This window comes from Paenibacillus sp. FSL K6-1330, assembly GCF_037976825.1.
Classification (GTDB): domain Bacteria; phylum Bacillota; class Bacilli; order Paenibacillales; family Paenibacillaceae; genus Paenibacillus_AQ.
The window spans coordinates 4,613,530-4,630,497 of record NZ_CP150269.1; the positions used below are offsets into that span (position 1 = coordinate 4,613,530).

Genomic DNA, 16,968 nt, shown 5'->3' on the forward strand with positions numbered 1-16,968 from the left:
TCGAAATCTTCAACTTAAGGTACGATTCTACCGATACCATTGAGCCTGCTTGTTGAACATCTCGGCATAGTGGGCACCCTGCTCAATTAACTCCTCGTGTCTTCCCTCTTCGACGATTCTCCCATCCTTAAGGACAAGAATGCGGTCCGCATGTCTGCAGCTTCCCAATCGGTGGGATATGAATATGGCAGTTTTGCCATCGGTCATGGACATCAGATTCTCGAAAATGGCGGATTCCGTCAACGGGTCTACTGCTGCTGTCGGCTCGTCCAGATAAATCACTTCGAAATCCCGATAGAACGCCCGAGCGATCGCTACCTTCTGCCATTGGCCCTGAGACAGTTCACGCCCTCCCGAGAAACGCGTTCCAAGCTGGGTTGTAACACCATCCTGCAGCGAATCCGCAAGTGAGGTCATCGATGCCTTTTCCATGGCATCGTTCAATTGGTAATGCGCTTGGCGATCATCCGGATCAATCTCCCGCAGCGCTATGTTGGCCTCAAGGGTCAATTCATATCGGTAAAAATCTTGAAAGACCGCCGTTACTCTACTGCGAAAGCTCGCAGGATCATAATCCTGTATCGGGACGCCGTCATAACGCACGACGCCATGCGTCGGTTCATATAGTCCCAGCATAACTTTTACGAGGGTACTCTTCCCCGCACCGTTCTCACCGACAATCGCGATCTTCTCTCCGGGCTTGATGCGAATCGTCAAATCCTCAAGAACAGGCTGTTTCTGATTCGGATATCGAAATGTTACGCCTTCCACATCGATTCCTTCCCGTAAAGGCGTGTCCATCGGCAGGGCTTGATCCGTTTGCGGAACCGGCGTATCCAGAAATTCAAACAGTTCGTGGATGAACAAGCCGTCATGATAGATTTGCCCGATGTTCTGACTGATGTTTTGTATGGAATAACGGGTGTCCTGTACCGCTTGATAGAGCGCGACATAGCTGCCGATGGTTAGTTTGACGCGGGAGGCGATCCATATGAATACAGCTAAAATACTAAAAGAAAAAATCGTGACGGCCGATTCCACGATCAGGCGATTCTTCATATTTTTCCGTTCGACGCCCAGCATTTCATACGTATTCTTGAAATAGATGCCCCGCCATTTGTTCAATAAGTAGTCTTTAGCATGAAACAGCCGGATTTCCTTGGCCGCTTCCTTCGTCTGCAGCAGCTGGTTCATATACGCCGCCATCCTGGATGAAGCGGTCTGCTGATGGATCACCACGAATCGGGAAGTGCCCTCTTTCTTCTGGATGATCAGCAGTGGTATGATCAGAAGCAGCATGACAATAGGCAATATGTAATGAAAGCTAAACAATAGAATGAGCAAACCGACCAGCGTAATGACGCTCTGTGCAATCGAGAACATGTAGAACACCATGTTAATACCGCAGATATTCAGATTGCGCAGAGCCCGCTGCAGCTTGTCATAGCTTTCTGGAGATTCAAAGAATACGAACGGAAGCTTGCTTAACTTCTCAGATACCTGAAGGTTAAACCAGAAGGAGACATAAGCATTCATCTTTCGCTCGGTATACTTTTGAAGGGAAGCCAGCACAATGCCAATCAGCATAGCCATCAGTTGAAGAGCCAGCCAATATAATGCATTGATTGGAGCTTCGCCCCGAGTAAGAACGCCGGTAATGGCGTTTATGACTTGAGCTGTAACGTAAATCTGTGCTACAGGTAGAAAAGCTTGGAGTAAATATATCATCGTAGATCTAGTAAACATGCGTGGTGAGACACGGTACACCTGCTTCATAACCTCAAACATCAGGTTTGCATATTTCATGTTGTACAACCTTGAGCCTCCTTCGTCATTAAGCCGATTTGTTAAGGGCTGAAGGTTTTGCCTGCGGCAGCTGCTTGATCATTTGTTCAAAATGATGCAAGTAATTGGTTACGCTTTTGTTAATCACGATCTGCTCCTCAGATAAATAGAACGCCAACGGAAACCGGTTCACCTTAAACGAATCGATCAAAGCCCGATCAGCCCAGACCACCTGCAAATCCGTTAATCCGTTGGCACTGGCCATTTCAGCAGCCTCCTCGGCATCCTGGGCGTACAGAAACAACGTAATCGGAAGTTCCGGATGCGATGTCATGAACGTTTTGATGGCCCCGTATGTTTCCTTGCATGCATTGCAATGATTCATCGTGAACAGGAGGATTTTGGACTTATCGTCATACAGATTAAGGGGGTCCCCGTTCATACTCACATAGGTTGTTCGGGGAATCTGCATGCCGAGCTCTAGTCCCTCCTTCGGAACGGTCGGTTCCTCATCACCGCTTACGGCTGCCTGCGGCCTCAACTTCAACTCTCGAACATGCCGGTACAGCTTCATAACGAAGAAGGCCAAACTGAATATCAAGCCATATTGAATCACGAGTACAGTTGTAATCAAATCCATAGATTTTATTCTCCCCTCGCCTGTATGGAATCAAGAGTATAAACATTCAATGCGATTAACGAAATAGCGGCAATCCCGACGGAGGACAGCAAGGTGAGAACCGCCTCTTGGACCGGCATACTGAGTGGATTCACGGGTTCTGAAAAAAGCCAAATTAGCGCATTTAATAAACCTAAGCATGCAACTTTAACAACCGTATTCCTGCCGAGAGTCTCATTAGACCATGAGCCGAAGCAGCTGCATGTTATCACCTGTTTCTGCACGATCCTTGCTTGGTAAACAGCGTAGCCGAACCCTGCCAGCAAAATAAAAATCACAATTTGCGCAAGCATCCTGCTCCAGGAAAACAATAAACCTACCCCAGCTGCGATCTCAGCGGTGCAAATGAGAACAGCTACAATCGGTAAGTGACCTGCAGGCAGCTGCAGTCGTTCGATTGTCATCCTGAAATCCGCTAACGACAACAGTTTCGACACTCCCGAAAACACAAAAATCAAGCTCAGATACATTAGGCATAGCGCACTCATGGACACCGTTCATTCTCCTTCCCGACAACCAGGGAGACCAAGCCCCCATCCGATGACATTGATATCTTGCTAACACTGCTCGTTGCTGTTCTTCTTCGCTGTTCACTGTCTCTCTTTCATATTGCAATTGCAATGGACCCGTCATCATAATTGATACCTCACTCTTCAACGGTGATAAGAAACCAGAGGACCGGCGCTAAATATAAACAGCGGAACAAGGAGTTCCGCTGTTTATGCATGCGCTTTCATAAAATGTTAGCAACCGCAAGTATATCTCTCTTCGGAACCATTGCCGCAGTCCCATACCTCAAGACGAACGCCAAATTTATCACGTCCGCATTGCTCCGTTGTGTTACAGGAAGTATGACGAAGAATACACATAAATGTTCACCTCCTTTCAAGTCATGAAATTCATCCATATATATGAAAGGTGTTGCCGTGCTGAAGGATCGAGGTGTATTAAACGCTGGATGTAGGAGCTTTCATTTCATAAGCCGAAAACACTGTAAGCGGGTTCAATTCAGAAGTAGCGTAAGAGGAGCTTGTCCTAACTAACTAGCTTTCAAGATACTACAAATATACTATATTTGTAATTTATTACAAGGATAATATCTTACAGTAAAATAATAGAATATTATCCCTGAATAGAAAGAGGAGTCGACCGTGCAAATCCAGATCCGATTATCCAACCATCATCCGAAAGGCATCCAAGGATTACCCGGTAGCGTGATTGTGCCGGAGATCATTGTAATACCGACCACGCTTCGTAATTTTTACGTTTTGATGTCCGAAGTTAATCTGGATGTTCCCTTTGTCATACCTGTCCAGCAATTTACGGATGATGACGGAAACCATACATTTCAGAGCATTGAGGTCGGTCCGAACACCACATCAACGTTTTATATCAATGGCATGATTCAGGAAGGCCGAATATACACCCTCACGCCGGGATCACTAACCTTGTATTCTCCCGGCGATGTACTCCTGGCCGGCACGCCGATCTTGCTGGAGGTTTTATACCTCACCGTTCAGGTGGTGGCTTAACACACACAAAGACCCCCCACTCCATTTAGGCAGTGAGGGGTCTTTAGCATAATTAAATGACAACGCCTTTTTTGAGGATCACATTTGCATACAGCGCCTTTTCACCTGTTGACACGATGGCATAAGCATTCTTCGCCCGTTCATAGAACGAGAATCGCTCTACCTCATCAAATTCTATGGGAACGCTGTGAAACTGCTGAACGATCTCACGGTATTCACCCCAGATCGGAGTTTCCACGGTATCCCCAGGCGTCACAGCCATCAGCGCTACCGGGGACTCAACATACGTATCCAGCGGGAATAACGGCAATATCGCGTTTAATAACGCAGGAATCCCGTGTCCGTCTGCCCGGACCAACCGCTGGGCATGACTGGCTGCCGGAAAATTGGCATCACCGAGCACAATTTCATCCGCGTGACCCATCTCCATCAGAATCTTCAGCAGCTCAGGCGAGAGCAAATGAGATATGCCTTTTAGCATGGTATGACATCCTTTTTCATCAAATTAAGATGCAAAGATTAAATCTACGCCAGGAACGTCAGTCCCAGGAGTCGATGAACCTCACTGTTGTACCTGCTGCTGCTCAACAATGGTCTTGTAATGTTGGAATGCTGCCTCCCAATCCTCGTTGGACTCAGGCTCGTACCAGGCAAGCGGAAAAGACCGCTTGACGAGTTCTACTCCCTCTTCCCGAGTGCGCAATGTACCATTCGCCACAAATTGAACCAGCATATTCCCGATAGCACTTGCTTCGATCGGTCCGGCCCACACCGTACGGCCCATGGCATTGGCCGTATACCGGCATAACAGCTCGTTTTGTATGCCGCCGCCAACCATATGAAGCCCATCGTAATACTGTCCTGTAAGAACCTCCATCCGCTCAAGCACTTCACGGTATCTTAGGGCCAAGCTCTGCAGTATACACTGGACATACTCTCCGGTGCTATGCGGAATAGGTTGCCCTGTCTCCCGGCAGTAATCCCGAATTTCTGCCGTCATATCCGCCGGATTCATGAAGCGCAGGTCATCCGGGTTTATGAAGCTGCGGAACGATTCTGCAGCCTGCGCGAGTTCAACCAGCTCTGCAAAAGAATACGTTAATCCTTGATTCTCCCATTGACGCTTGCACTCCTGAAGTATCCAAAGGCCCATGATATTCTTCAGCAATTGAAAGGTTTGATAAGCTCCACCCTCATTGGAGAAGTCTGCTTCCAGCACGTCCGTATGGACAAGCGGCTCCGGAAGCTCGGTGCCAAGAAGCGACCAAGTTCCACATACAAGATAGGCAAAACGGGATGTGTTTGCCGGAACGGCTACCACGGCGGATTCCGTATCATGCGAAGCTACAGCAATCGCTTTAATCGCCGGAACGCCCAGCTCTTGCGCTACGGTATCCTGCAGCCTTCCAATCACGGTTCCCGGCTGTACGGGTTCAATGAACAGGGATGCGGGAAGCCCCAGTTCCTCCATTAACGGTTCATTCCACTTGCCTTCAGTAACATGGTATAGCTGAGTAGTGGTTGCCATAGTAAACTCGCACGCCTGGACCCCCGTCAGAAAATAGTTCAGAAGATCCGGAGTGAGCAGAAACTTATCCGCAATTTCCAGCATCGGGGATTTTGATTTCAGCATCGCATTTAACTGGAAGATCGTGTTAAACGGCATGAATTGCAGACCGGTTTCTTGAAACAGACGTTCTCTGCCGACCTGGTCGCAGGTTTCCTCCACCATGCCTTCCGTCCGCAGATCCCGGTAATGATAAGGAACTCCGATGAGCTCTCCATTACGGTCAATCAGTCCATAATCGACGCCCCATGAATCGATGCCATAACTGACCGGTTGATAGCCGGCCTGGAACGCTTTGCGGATGCCATGCTTAACCTCCTGCAGCAGCATCGGGAAATTCCAGTGCAAATGCTTTCCCATCTGGACGGGTATATTGGCAAAGCGGTGAATCTCGGTAATCTTCAGCGTGCCGGGTGATTCATGATCAGAAGAGGTGATCTCGCCCAGCAGCGCCCGGCCGCTGCTGGCCCCCAAGTCAAACGCAAGCACCGCAGATGATTTGCTCATAAGCCGCATCCTTTCTCACCTTTAGTACTATACCGATCCGAGTTTTGAACAACCGGATCTGTTCCACAATCTTTCTATTTCATCTTCTGCAGAAGCTGAATACGATAATCTTCGCTCTCCAGCGCAGCAATATCGTCCACTTCCTGGTCTGTCAGCGGCACCGGTGTGCCGGCTGCCTTGGCGCTCAGATAAATTTTGGCGCTCTCTTCAACTACCTGAGTTCGGTAATACGCTTCACGCAGATTCCGGCCAGTTGTGACCAGTCCGTGGTTCCCCAGCAGGATTGAACTGGCTGCAGTTACTTTCTCCGCGACGGCATCTGCCAGCAAATCCGTCGTAGGAATGATGTAAGGGATATAGGCCGTACGTCCAACCAATGCCGCCTGATCCGGGAACATCACCGGCAGTTCCTTCTCCACCAACGTAAAGGCAATGCAATGCGATGGATGCGTATGCACCATCGCCCCGATATCGGGGTTGCTGCGGTATCCATACAGATGCATCAGCACTTCGGAAGATGGTCGTAGACCTATATCGGTAATATCGCCGGTCGGGATATCCACTTCAATCCATTGCTCCGGTTCAATCTCCTCCAGCGCAAAACCGCTCGGGGACAAATACATTTTGTCCCCGGCTCTGGCGCTGATGTTTCCTCCCGGTCCTACAACGAGTCCACTGTCGACGATTTTTTTGGCATACTTGCAGAGCTCGTTTCTCGTGTCCATATTCAGCATGATGTCCTACTCCTCTCGATTGACCTTATTTATATAGAGGACCGAAGTTCTGACAAGCGCGGAAATCGGCGCTCTCCGGATCGGTCGTTCCAAACATCCCCCATGCACGCGGGCGGAACACCTCTTCGGCAGGTACATTATGCATGTTGACCGGAATACGCAGGACCGAAGCCAGGGTGATAAGATCCGCTCCGATATGTCCATAACTGATCACGCCATGGTTAGCCCCCCACTGGTTCATGACCTCATAAACGCTTGAGAACGCACCCTGTCCCGTAAGGTTCGGTACAAACCAGGTCGTTGGCCATGTTGGGTCGGTACGCTTGTCGAGCGTGTCGTGCACCTCCGCCGGCAGGTCCACGGAATAGCCTTCGGCGATTTGCAGGACGGGACCAAGCCCTTTTACCAAGTTTAGACGGAACATCGTCATCGGCATGCCGCCGCGCGTCAAGTAGTCGGTTGAGTAACCGCCGCCTCGGAAATACTCCAGGTTAGCCGGTCTCCATTGCGTGGCCTTCAGCGTGCGATCAACCTCTTCATCCGTGATCTCCCAGAATGGTTTCATAGCCGGTTTGCCGTCAATCTCCTGCTCGCCCGTTCCATCCAGTGCAGCCGAGCCGGAATTGATCAAATGCAGGATGCCGTTCTCCGCTTTGCCTTCAAGCTTATAGCCGGTCACCCGTTCCACCGAAGCCGGACTCCAGTACGTCCGTACATCCGCAAAAATCTGTGCCGTATTGGTTAACAGGTATCCGAACAGCATGCCGACTCCATTGAGGCTGTCATTCTCCGTTGCCACGATATAAGGCGAACGTCTGCCGTTCCAATCGAAGGAGGAATTGAGGATGGTCTCCAGGAAGTCACCGTTAGGGGAATGATCCGTCCACTGGCGCTGACCTTGGAATCCGGAAGCGATTGCGCTGTGGCCCTGAGCTTCCTCTTCGAAGCCAAGCTCCTTCAGACGCGGATTGCCGATCATCAAATCGCGGGTGATCAGCGTCATTTTGACGACGGTTTCCCACTCCAGATCCTTGCGCTCCCGGCTGTTCTGGAGATGATCCGGATTGTTATCCGCTCCTTCGGTACAGTTCTCCTTCACCCAAGCGAGCGCCTGCTTATACTCTTCAGGGTCATAAATGCCTTCTTCCAAGCGGCGCGTAAACTCGCTCATGTCCACATATTCATTCCGCATGCCCAGATACTCCTGGAAGAAGCTGTCGTCCACGATCGAGCCGGCGATGCCCATCGACACCGAGCCCATAGATAAATACGATTGTTCGCGCATATACGCAGCAGCCAAGCCGCTCCGTGCAAAACGCAGAAGCTTCTCTTGAACGTCATCCGGAATACGGGTATCCCCTTCATCCTGAACGTCTTCACCATAGATACCGAATGCAGGAAGCCCCTTCTGGGCATGGGCCGACAATACAGCGGCCAGGTAAACCGCCCCTGGACGTCCTGTTCCGTTGAAGCCCCATACAGCCTTCGGACGGGAAGGATCGGCATCCATCGTCTCGGTGCCGTAACACCAGCAAGGCGTAACGGTTATCGTCAGGCCGACCTCGGCATTCTTGAATTTTTTGGCGGCTGCAGTCGCTTCGGCAACACCACCAATGCACGTATCCGCAATCACGCATTCAACCGGCTCGCCGTTCGGATATTTGAGCTCCTTCGTCAACATCTCGGCGACAGCCTTAGCCAGATTCATGGTCTGTTCCTCGAGAGATTCCCGTACCCCTCTCCGTCTTCCATCTATCGTAGGGCGAATGCCGATTTTCGGAAATCCGTCCCGCCATCTGTAATCGTTTTCAATTGTCATGTGTGTTACGCCTCCCTATAAGGATTATGACATCATTGTAAGATTATTCGGTGCAAGAGATAACCCACTATTTTGTTATATCGAATCATAATTTCAGCAAGACAGTGAACCATTCCGAATAGCAGATGTAAACGATATCCGCATCGAAGGGCGTTTTGCATTATAATAGGTAGAGGATGTTGCTTTCCAGGAGGGACAAGAACGTGCCAAAGATCGAAATCTCGCATAGCAAAAGCGATCACTTCCGCTTCATCAAAAATCCGCAGCTGCTCTTTGCCGGGCAGGTCGTGGACGAGGACTTCTTTTATGGACCGCCGCAAATTCATGATTTCTGCGAGATCATCTATGTTGTAGAAGGACGCGGAGAATTCACTATTGCAGGAAAAGTATACGAACTCCACAAAGGCGATGTCGCGATTTATAACCCCGGCATTCCTCACGAGGAGAGATCTATCACGGACGGGCCTTTTAAGGTGATCTACTGCGGCGTGGATTCGCTTCACATTGAAGGGGTTCCCCAGGGCATGCTGCTCCCGGCTTATGTGGAGCCGGTCATATCCTGTGAGAAATACGCCTATAAAGTGGAGAGCTATCTTTCCGAGATCCTCCGTGAATGCGATTCTCAGGTGCTGGGGTATGAAACACTGAGCACCAACCTGCTGATGTCATTGATTACCGTGATCTATCGCATTGTGGACGTGAAGCACCAATTCCAGTCCTTGAAGGGCAAGAACGAAATTGCGCTGCGGACCAAACACTTTATCGACACCAATTATACCCAGAGCATCAGTCTCAAGGACATTGCCGATACGATGTATGTCAGTCAGCATTATTTATCGCATCTGTTCAAAAAAGAAGTCGGCGATTCCCCCTTCAATTACTTGATATCCCGCCGGATTGAAGAGGCCAAGCGCCTGCTGGCAGATTCCGAAATGCCGATACATGAGGTTGCTTCTCAAGTAGGTTACGGCAACGACAAGTACTTCTCGATGTTATTCAAGAAAATTACCGGACAAACGCCGAGTTCGTTCCGGGAACAGAGCAAAATGGGTACGGAGTAAGGGATTGCAATTTTATCTTTCCAGCAAAGCAGGCAGCCGTTGTGGTACGGCTGCCTGCTTTTTTAAATATGAACGGCATCCGCCTTCTATGTCGTCAAAAGTATGGGGCATGCTTGATTTTGATGGGACCGACCGCTTCGATCTTGCTCTGGCATCCCAGACGATATCCTTCTTCGATCTCCTCAGGATCCAAGCGTTGTTCTTCGGCCAGATTGGGCTCGGACAAATACTCGATTCCCTCCGCCACCATGCAGCGGCAGCGCGCACAAGTTCCTCTTTTGCAAAAAGAGTTCCAGTCCACGTCATTCCGTTCGGCCAGATCAAGCACTGTCATGCCAAGAACAGGCGCCACACTGCGGCGAACCTCGCGACCTGTTAGTTCAATGATCCGATCCGGTACGGCTTCGATCATCTCTTCCGGGATGGACGAGTTGTTGGCTTCGCTATTCCTACCCTTTTTGTTTTTCCAGAATTTAAACACGCGCGTTATCCCCCTATGCATGTAATCATCAGGTTATGTATAAAATCCTTCATTTATTATACCGGAAAGTTTAAAAAATCAACATGCTTACTCTTATCTATTCTATGACATTGACATCATGGAATTGGAACTCTATGAAAATTTTGCTATACTAGCGTATGCTAGACCTAATTCCATATTCTATGAAATCATTCTATTATTTAATGGATCGGAGGAAATACCAAAGCATGCTGCATAAACAAATAGGAAAAACAGCTGTCGCTGCCGTTCTTGCCTTATCCTTGCTCGGCACCGCACCCCATGTTGGTCAGGTATATGCTGAGCCTGCCATATCGGTAAAGCTGGATGATGTTACGCTAACCTTCGATGCGGCTCCGCGGGTAGACAAAGGGGTCACCTACGTTCCATTCCGGACGGTCGGTGAAGCGCTGGGCATTCAAATCACTTGGAATAGCAAGACGCAAACCGTAAAGGCCATCGGCAGTGTGAAAGGCCAATCGACTGAAGTGTTACTTCAGGTGGGAAGCACGACAGCAACGGTCAATGGAAAACAAGTGAAGCTTGCGGCCCCGCCGGTTCAACGGGAAGGCCGTGTACTGATCCCGCTTAGCTCGTTCAGCAGCCAATTCGGTGTCGATGTGGGCTGGAATCAGGCAACTCGCACGGTCTCCCTTGTATCGCCGCAGCGCGAGATGCATTTGAGAGCCTTCTATGCATTGCAATCTTTCCAAGAACGGGATCTTGTTGCATCTATGAATTCAGTCGCCTTTGGATGGAGCCGCATCGATCGTGAGGGTCAGTTCACGCTTCAAGGCGACGAGTACCGCCTGCCCGCTGCGGCCGGTGACGTTACGCCGCAATCGATGGTAGCAGATGCTGCGGACCAGAAGATTAAACCATACCTCATGGTCTACGCCTTGGATGGAAACGGCGAATTAACCAAAGTACTGAGCGATAGCAGCCTGCGCCAAAAGTCCATTGAAGGCATCACAGCCGCGGTAACGGAGAACGGCTTCGGCGGCGTCGTACTTGATTTTGAAGGGCTCGGTTTTAAACTGGATGTCGTAAACCAGCAGAAGCTGCTCAATGATTATGTCAAGCAATTAAAGGCAGCATTGCCGCATGACATTGCTCTGTCCTTAGCGGTGCCGCCATTGAACAGCGCCTATAAAGGCTATGATTACAAAACGCTTGCTTCCATCGCCGATGATCTCATCGTTATGGCTTATCAGTACAATCCGGTCGGAACCAAATCTCAGGTTCCCGAACCAAACAGTCTGGTGGACCAAGCGATCCAGTTGGCACTCCAAGCAGGTGTCCCGAAGCAGAAGCTTTTGCTTGGCATCAGCTTAAGCAGCGAAACAGCCACTTCCGTGGACGATAAGCTCGGTTTGGCCAAACGCTATGATCTGAAAGGCGCTGCTTTCTGGCGTCTTGGCTTGTTCCGTCTCTATAATAACGGGATGGAAGCAGCTGTGAATGCCTCTGTTGTTAAGGAGTAACCGAACAACCCCTGTGGGATTGACAAACTTATAGTAAGAAAAACTTCTATCGACGCTACTTTCACAGATGACAGACCGCAGTTAGTAGACGTTTTTCTTGCGATATCAGGAAGTCACAAGCTTCGAAGTTTATACTTTCTGATATCTAAAAAAAAGAAAGCCTGACAAGGACAACCCTTTGTCAGGCTTTCTGGTTATGTATTGAACCCTAAACTGCAATGTAATCCAATTAGCTTGCGCTTCCTACCAGCCTCGCATAATTTTCTTGACTCAACACACGACGTGCCGTGACATAACGTGGCTCGTAATATGAATCGCTAAGCTTGCTGATTCTGACTCCCTTGCTGCTGGAAGCATGCGCAAATTGTCCGTCACCAATGTAAACGCCTGCATGAGAAATTCCGCTGCCGCTTGTATTGAAGAATACCAAATCTCCAACCCGCAGATCTTCGCGATCTACATGTTCACCGGCTTGAGCCTGGCTTTGGGAAGTGCGTGGAAGATCCATATCGAAATTTCTAAACATGTACAGAATAAATCCGGAGCAATCAAACCCGCTAGTGGTCGTTCCGCCCCATTTGTATGGCGTTCCTACCAATTGCTTCACTTGATACTGAAAATTCGGTTGTTGATCAGCAAATGCTGATACGGCACCAGAAGAAAAAATAATTGCAGACCCTAGCAAAGTGATGACAAACTTCTTCAAAATATGTTCTCTCCTTCGATGCCTACGGAGTTAGCTAAGGGTTCGGTTGAAGGTTCCCTATACTCTCTATACAAGAGTAATTCACCCAAGACGGTTCCCCCGTTTTCCAAACGAAATTCGGCAAAATTCATTAACGTTTTGTAACCTTCTCTTAATATAGTATACAAGCAAGGATGCTGTCAATCATATCCTAAAAATCTATCGTTTTATGTTTGGAGCTGTCGTAAAGATGGTTAATTTCGTCCGACTATTTTTTAACCATCTCACACAGTCATGACAATTATGTAACTCTGCTTTCCTTCTCGAACTGCTTGTTACTCTCTTATTCTGTTCTCTTAAGCTGTTAATCTTTTATCTTTTGAACTTGGGAGTTTTACCCACCCAGCGGAGGTTTGAGGATAGCCGATCCTTTGGGAGTCCGTTTCTACCCTACCTATTCATTCCGGAAACGGACGGACAACAGAGCGGATAGCATCAAACCGGAGCGCCCTATGAGTCAAATCACGATGGCTGAAGCTTTGGCAGTCCGGGCAGCAATCAACCGTCTCATGAATCAATTGATGTCGGAACGCTTAAACAACAGCAGCACAATCATTGAAAAAGGGGAAACGGCGGAATATCCTGCACGCAGTGTGGATGCCATTACGGAAGAAATCGAAGCCGCCGCCGCGGATTACAGAAAGCTGGATTTGCTGATGGCAATCTCCAATACAACGCAAACCATTAGCTGGAACGGCGCCGACATGACCATCATGGAAGCGATCGAGCTGGCCAAACAGATCCGCAGCGATATCGGACAACTTGCTCATCTCGGCTCCCGTAAGAAGCTGGAGCGGCAGAGCAGCCGTGGCAGCGGAGATGGTGCCGTAACGCTGTTCAACGTCGCTTTATATGATCCGGAAGCTTATCAGGCGCAAGCGCGGAAGAAGGAACGCGAAGTAACCAAGCTCTCTTCACTGATTGAACATGCCAATCATACGTCCATGATTACGTTTGACGCATCCAAGTACATGGAATAGCGGCAGCCGCCGGCTCCAAGCCTGCAGGTCACCCCACGTGCGGGTTTGGAGCCGGCGGTTTCCGCCGGCATCGCGGGAAAGTGTGAGCAACCGCTTATTGTTTGTCGGATACAAACAAACCTAACCAGGAAACCAAAAACTCGCCTCCAGTGAAAACGGATGACGGCTTACGGTTCACGCCTATCACTTGTCACATGTTACGGACTTATAACGAAAAAAATGATCGCTCCGTTTCCCGCTCTCTATGAATAATTGGAAAGCCGCCCCCTGAAGGGCGGCTTTTGTCTAATTCGCTTAAGCTCGGTTAAAATGAAACTAAGTCGCCGATCCGAACGCTTATCTAACCTCTATTCCATCCTTTATCCTATCCGTAACGTTCTCTTTACACCTATGCTACTGGAACAAGGCCGCAGCTCCAACCAGACCAACATCGTCCCGAAGTCCTGCAGGAACGATCTCGTACGTGCCTAAATAGGATGGCATGACCAGCTTATCTGTCATTTCCCGCAGCTGCGGGAATAAAAGATCGCCTGCTCTGCTTACTCCCCCTCCAATCACGATGCGATCGGGGTTAAAACTGTGAATGACGTTAACCAGACCAAGCGCCATGTAATAAATAGCACGATCGATGACCTCCACTGCGACGGGGTCATAAAGACGTTTAGCCTCGAATACATGTTTAGCGTTCACTCCCACCTCGGCTGCGGCCAGTTCAGAAATTACGCTGGGCTGGGTGAGCATCCGCTGGGATGCTGCCTGGCCGATGGCCGTTCCTGAAGCAAATACCTCCCAGCAGCCGTGGCTCCCGCAATTGCACTGCGGACCGCTGGGATCAATGATATGATGTCCCAGTTCCCCAGCAAATGAACTGCTGCCCAGGAACAGCTTCCCATCCAGCACGATCCCTGAGCCGATACCGGTGCTTAGCGTCACGTACACCATGTTCGTCGACCCTCTTCCGGCACCTCTTACATACTCTCCCCATGCGGCTGCATTCGCGTCATTCAGCACCTGTACTTCCGTATAAAGATCACGTTCCATCCAGGCTTTGAGGGGGACATTCGTCCATTCCGGCAGATTCGTACCATGAATGACAATCCCCTCCCTACTGTTAACTGTTCCGGGTGAAGCCATCCCTACGCCTCGAAGAGGGTGGCCGTCCGACACGCTGCGGATCATGTTCGTAATTCTCGCGACCACTTCTTCAGCCGTACGCGCACCCGCTGTCTCCATTTGCTCCCGGTTCAGCAGCTGTCCTTCGGAATCAAAGAGCGCTGCCGCGATCTTCGTACCCCCAAGGTCAACGCCAACCACAAATTCTTGCTGTTTATTCCATACGGTTTGCAATTTTTGTTCACCTGTTTCCGATAGGTTTGCTACTTCTATTGATGTATGCTCTCAGCCAGCGATCGCAGCTCGACCGGATCGATGGGCTTCAGCCCTGATCGACCGTACCGAACAGCTGAGCCGAAATGGACCTCGCTCACACCGGTCCGGTCGATAAAATCGTGTATGATTTCCCACTTCAGACCATTGCCGGCCAATATTTTAAGTTCACTGCCTGCCGTTTGTTCTACAAGCTCCCGAATTCTCGGGATGGCCTGCGGTGCAGGCTGCGGTCCTCCTGACGTTAGGACACGGGTAACCGACGGGTATTTCTGCAATGTACGCAGTCCTTCAAACTGATCCTTCAGTTCATCAAAAGCCCGGTGGAACGTGACTTGCATATCTCCTGTCCATTCCAGCATTTTGACCAAGGAGTCCTCGTCAATCTTCCCTTCCGGAGTCAGCATGCCAAGCACAACGCCAGCTGCACCTGCCTTGCGGATCGCCTTAACCTCCGCCATCATGGTAGCTATATCATGTTCGTTGTACACAAAGGATCTGCTATGTGGTCTGACCATGACATGAACAGGAATCTGAACGGCTTTCACAACCTCTTCAACAAGCCCGATTCCCGGCGTAAGCCCGCCTTCGGTTATCGCCGTGATCAATTCCAGACGGTCCGCGCCATTCTTCTCTGCTGTGATGGCATCATCCACGCATGTTGCGATTATTTCAAGCAGCATCGTCGTCACTCCTTACTGAAGTTGATTCTTTATGCATGGAGAAACTGCTTCTCCACATAATCGGCGAGCAATCTTGCACCATAGCCGGTAGCCCCCGCTGCGGAGTGGGGGAATTCCCTTTTATACTGGACCGTGCCCGCCATATCGATGTGCACCCATTTCATGGAATCCGCCACAAAATGACGGATAAACAGCGCAGCCGTTATAGCGCCTGCCAAAGTTGACGTACCCACATTTTTCAGATCGGCATAATCGCTTCTGAGATCCGATTCATACTCGTCCATCAGCGGCATAGGCCATAGGCGCTCTCCGTTACGCTCACCGATCTCAACCAAATCGGCCGTAATCTGTTGATCGCCCCAGATGCCCGCAATCTCCAAGCCCAGTGCGGCTCCGACATTACCGGTAAGGGTTGCGATATCAATCACCTTATCTGCGCCAAGTTTCGCTGCATGCAGCAGCGCATCCGCAATGATCAATCTCCCCTCCCCATCCGTATTCGCTACCTGAACGCTTAAACCATTCGGATAATGAACAACGGAAGAAGGAAGCATTGCATCCGGTCCCGATAAATTATCCGCAACGGCTATAAGCGCCGTTACGCGTACCGGAGCTTTTTGCGATACCAGAATATCCATTGCACCCACGACGGCTGCAGCGCCTCCCATATCCATACGTGCATCGCTGATGTCTCGGCCGATTTTGACGTTCATCCCGCCCATATCAAAGGTTACGCCTTTGCCAATGAGCACAATATGAGGACTTTCCTTCTCGGAATCCACCCCATTATAGGAAATCTCAATCATGGCAGGCTCGTATTTGCTGCCAGCACCCACAGCGATCAGACCGTTCATTTGCCGATCATGGAGCTCTTGTCCGCGATACGCATGAAGCTGAACGGGTGCCTTCTTGAAACGATCCTCGACAACCGCAACAAACGCCTCCGGATTTAGCGTTTCCGGTGATTCATTCACCAGGTCTCGGGTGAGCTGTGTCCCTACGATTCGGATTTCTGCCGTCTGGATGATGGCTTCCATCTCTACACGGGAAAGCCCCTGCCAATCTTCCTGTCGAAGATTTAGGGACAGAACTTGCAGATTGGCCGTAACCCCACGATGCTTATTGAATTGATACAATCCATACATCCAGCCTTCAACCCACGCCTGGAGTTCTTCTTCTATAGATATCCGGGAAGCAGCCCCACCATCACGGGCTGAAGCTCGGATCAGCGCTGCACTTGATTTGTTTTCCTTGAGCAGTGCTCTCGCAGCGGATGCGCCTGTTCTGCGCACTTGCTCCAAGGTAAGGTTCGAGCGCTGCCCCATTCCAACAACGAGATCGTCCGCTTCTTGATCAGAGCGGCCATAGAACCAAGTCAGCTTCATGCTATGCTTTCGAGATTCCGTTAAACGGAAATGAGACTCCTCGCCCTCATAAACCACATAAATCGAAGTATCTGCCAATGAAGCTTCATCTATTGTGATATTCATATCGAGACATTCCCTCC

At 49.8% G+C, this 16,968-nt stretch carries 16 protein-coding genes and 1 riboswitch; of the genes, 4 read left to right on the forward strand and 12 right to left on the reverse strand.

Features of this window, described 5'->3' with window-relative positions; genetic code table 11:
- Window positions 1–27: 27 nt before the first annotated feature.
- Genes NYE54_RS20800 through NYE54_RS20810 form a run of 3 tightly spaced genes read right to left on the reverse strand, consistent with a single transcriptional unit; the run spans window position 28 to window position 2,952 of the window.
- Complete coding sequence (locus NYE54_RS20800; protein ID WP_339273589.1) at window positions 28–1,806, reverse strand: ABC transporter ATP-binding protein; 1,779 nt, start codon at window positions 1,804–1,806, stop codon at window positions 28–30.
- A gap of 28 nt (window positions 1,807–1,834) precedes the next feature.
- On the reverse strand, window positions 1,835–2,425 hold the full coding sequence (locus NYE54_RS20805; RefSeq protein WP_215154040.1) for a hypothetical protein: 591 nt from the start codon (window positions 2,423–2,425) through the stop codon (window positions 1,835–1,837).
- A 5-nt stretch (window positions 2,426–2,430) separates the two neighbouring features.
- Window positions 2,431–2,952, reverse strand: a complete 522-nt coding sequence (locus tag NYE54_RS20810) for a MauE/DoxX family redox-associated membrane protein (RefSeq protein ID WP_339273591.1) — start codon at window positions 2,950–2,952, stop codon at window positions 2,431–2,433.
- A gap of 663 nt (window positions 2,953–3,615) precedes the next feature.
- On the opposite strand from NYE54_RS20810, the gene NYE54_RS20815 reads away from it, so the two are divergent.
- Complete coding sequence (locus NYE54_RS20815; RefSeq protein ID WP_339265910.1) at window positions 3,616–3,996, forward strand: DUF4183 domain-containing protein; 381 nt, start codon at window positions 3,616–3,618, stop codon at window positions 3,994–3,996.
- A gap of 52 nt (window positions 3,997–4,048) precedes the next feature.
- Here NYE54_RS20815 and fucU read toward each other — a convergent pair whose 3' ends face one another.
- From fucU to NYE54_RS20835, 4 genes are all read right to left on the reverse strand, one after another.
- The gene (gene fucU, locus NYE54_RS20820) at window positions 4,049–4,477 is read right to left on the reverse strand and encodes an L-fucose mutarotase (protein ID WP_339265912.1); all 429 of its coding nucleotides are present in this window, start codon (window positions 4,475–4,477) and stop codon (window positions 4,049–4,051) included.
- An 81-nt stretch (window positions 4,478–4,558) separates the two neighbouring features.
- Window positions 4,559–6,070: a rhamnulokinase family protein gene (locus NYE54_RS20825; protein WP_339265914.1), complete on the reverse strand. Its 1,512-nt coding sequence runs from the start codon at window positions 6,068–6,070 to the stop codon at window positions 4,559–4,561.
- A 74-nt stretch (window positions 6,071–6,144) separates the two neighbouring features.
- Entirely contained in the window at window positions 6,145–6,804 is a 660-nt protein-coding gene (locus NYE54_RS20830; protein WP_339265916.1) for a class II aldolase/adducin family protein, read from the reverse strand.
- 25 nt (window positions 6,805–6,829) lie between these two features.
- The gene (locus NYE54_RS20835; protein WP_339265918.1) at window positions 6,830–8,623 is read right to left on the reverse strand and encodes an L-fucose isomerase; all 1,794 of its coding nucleotides are present in this window, start codon (window positions 8,621–8,623) and stop codon (window positions 6,830–6,832) included.
- A gap of 203 nt (window positions 8,624–8,826) precedes the next feature.
- Between NYE54_RS20835 and NYE54_RS20840 the strand changes: the two genes are divergently transcribed.
- On the forward strand, window positions 8,827–9,684 hold the full coding sequence (locus tag NYE54_RS20840) for an AraC family transcriptional regulator (protein ID WP_339265920.1): 858 nt from the start codon (window positions 8,827–8,829) through the stop codon (window positions 9,682–9,684).
- Between the two features lie 94 nt (window positions 9,685–9,778).
- Here NYE54_RS20840 and NYE54_RS20845 read toward each other — a convergent pair whose 3' ends face one another.
- The gene (locus tag NYE54_RS20845) at window positions 9,779–10,165 is read right to left on the reverse strand and encodes a 2Fe-2S iron-sulfur cluster-binding protein (RefSeq protein ID WP_339265922.1); all 387 of its coding nucleotides are present in this window, start codon (window positions 10,163–10,165) and stop codon (window positions 9,779–9,781) included.
- Between the two features lie 227 nt (window positions 10,166–10,392).
- Between NYE54_RS20845 and NYE54_RS20850 the strand changes: the two genes are divergently transcribed.
- Window positions 10,393–11,667, forward strand: a complete 1,275-nt coding sequence (locus tag NYE54_RS20850; protein WP_339265924.1) for a stalk domain-containing protein — start codon at window positions 10,393–10,395, stop codon at window positions 11,665–11,667.
- Between the two features lie 229 nt (window positions 11,668–11,896).
- On the opposite strand, the gene NYE54_RS20855 is transcribed toward NYE54_RS20850, so the two are convergent.
- Window positions 11,897–12,373 (reverse strand): C40 family peptidase, encoded by a 477-nt coding sequence (locus tag NYE54_RS20855; RefSeq protein ID WP_076321999.1) that lies wholly within the window; start codon window positions 12,371–12,373, stop codon window positions 11,897–11,899.
- Window positions 12,374–12,376: 3 nt separating this feature from the next.
- A riboswitch (cyclic di-AMP (ydaO/yuaA leader) is annotated at window positions 12,377–12,506 on the reverse strand.
- A 358-nt stretch (window positions 12,507–12,864) separates the two neighbouring features.
- Here NYE54_RS20855 and NYE54_RS20860 point away from each other — a divergent pair.
- The gene (locus NYE54_RS20860) at window positions 12,865–13,392 is read left to right on the forward strand and encodes a hypothetical protein (RefSeq protein WP_339265926.1); all 528 of its coding nucleotides are present in this window, start codon (window positions 12,865–12,867) and stop codon (window positions 13,390–13,392) included.
- A gap of 393 nt (window positions 13,393–13,785) precedes the next feature.
- Here the strand turns inward: NYE54_RS20860 and NYE54_RS20865 are convergent, their stop codons facing one another.
- The 3 genes from NYE54_RS20865 to NYE54_RS20875 are packed head-to-tail and all read right to left on the reverse strand — an operon-like array spanning window position 13,786 to window position 16,951.
- On the reverse strand, window positions 13,786–14,739 hold the full coding sequence (locus NYE54_RS20865; RefSeq protein ID WP_339265927.1) for an ROK family protein: 954 nt from the start codon (window positions 14,737–14,739) through the stop codon (window positions 13,786–13,788).
- A gap of 35 nt (window positions 14,740–14,774) precedes the next feature.
- Window positions 14,775–15,461, reverse strand: coding sequence for a copper homeostasis protein CutC (locus NYE54_RS20870; protein WP_339265929.1), 687 nt, complete (start codon window positions 15,459–15,461; stop codon window positions 14,775–14,777).
- Window positions 15,462–15,490: 29 nt separating this feature from the next.
- Window positions 15,491–16,951 (reverse strand): leucyl aminopeptidase family protein, encoded by a 1,461-nt coding sequence (locus tag NYE54_RS20875; protein ID WP_339265931.1) that lies wholly within the window; start codon window positions 16,949–16,951, stop codon window positions 15,491–15,493.
- Window positions 16,952–16,968: the final 17 nt, after the last annotated feature.

What these genes read in the sequence shown, in the direction of transcription:
- NYE54_RS20835 (WP_339265918.1), bottom strand. Translation starts at nt 8,623, where the DNA reads ATGACAATTGAAAACGATTACAGATGGCGGGACGGATTTCCGAAAATC.
- NYE54_RS20850 (WP_339265924.1), top strand. Translation starts at nt 10,393, where the DNA reads ATGCTGCATAAACAAATAGGAAAAACAGCTGTCGCTGCCGTTCTTGCC.
- NYE54_RS20825 (WP_339265914.1), bottom strand. Translation starts at nt 6,070, where the DNA reads ATGAGCAAATCATCTGCGGTGCTTGCGTTTGACTTGGGGGCCAGCAGC.
- NYE54_RS20870 (WP_339265929.1), bottom strand. Translation starts at nt 15,461, where the DNA reads ATGCTGCTTGAAATAATCGCAACATGCGTGGATGATGCCATCACAGCA.
- NYE54_RS20810 (WP_339273591.1), bottom strand. Translation starts at nt 2,952, where the DNA reads ATGAGTGCGCTATGCCTAATGTATCTGAGCTTGATTTTTGTGTTTTCG.
- NYE54_RS20875 (WP_339265931.1), bottom strand. Translation starts at nt 16,951, where the DNA reads ATGAATATCACAATAGATGAAGCTTCATTGGCAGATACTTCGATTTAT.
- NYE54_RS20830 (WP_339265916.1), bottom strand. Translation starts at nt 6,804, where the DNA reads ATGCTGAATATGGACACGAGAAACGAGCTCTGCAAGTATGCCAAAAAA.
- NYE54_RS20805 (WP_215154040.1), bottom strand. Translation starts at nt 2,425, where the DNA reads ATGGATTTGATTACAACTGTACTCGTGATTCAATATGGCTTGATATTC.
- NYE54_RS20860 (WP_339265926.1), top strand. Translation starts at nt 12,865, where the DNA reads ATGAGTCAAATCACGATGGCTGAAGCTTTGGCAGTCCGGGCAGCAATC.
- NYE54_RS20800 (WP_339273589.1), bottom strand. Translation starts at nt 1,806, where the DNA reads ATGAAATATGCAAACCTGATGTTTGAGGTTATGAAGCAGGTGTACCGT.
- fucU (WP_339265912.1), bottom strand. Translation starts at nt 4,477, where the DNA reads ATGCTAAAAGGCATATCTCATTTGCTCTCGCCTGAGCTGCTGAAGATT.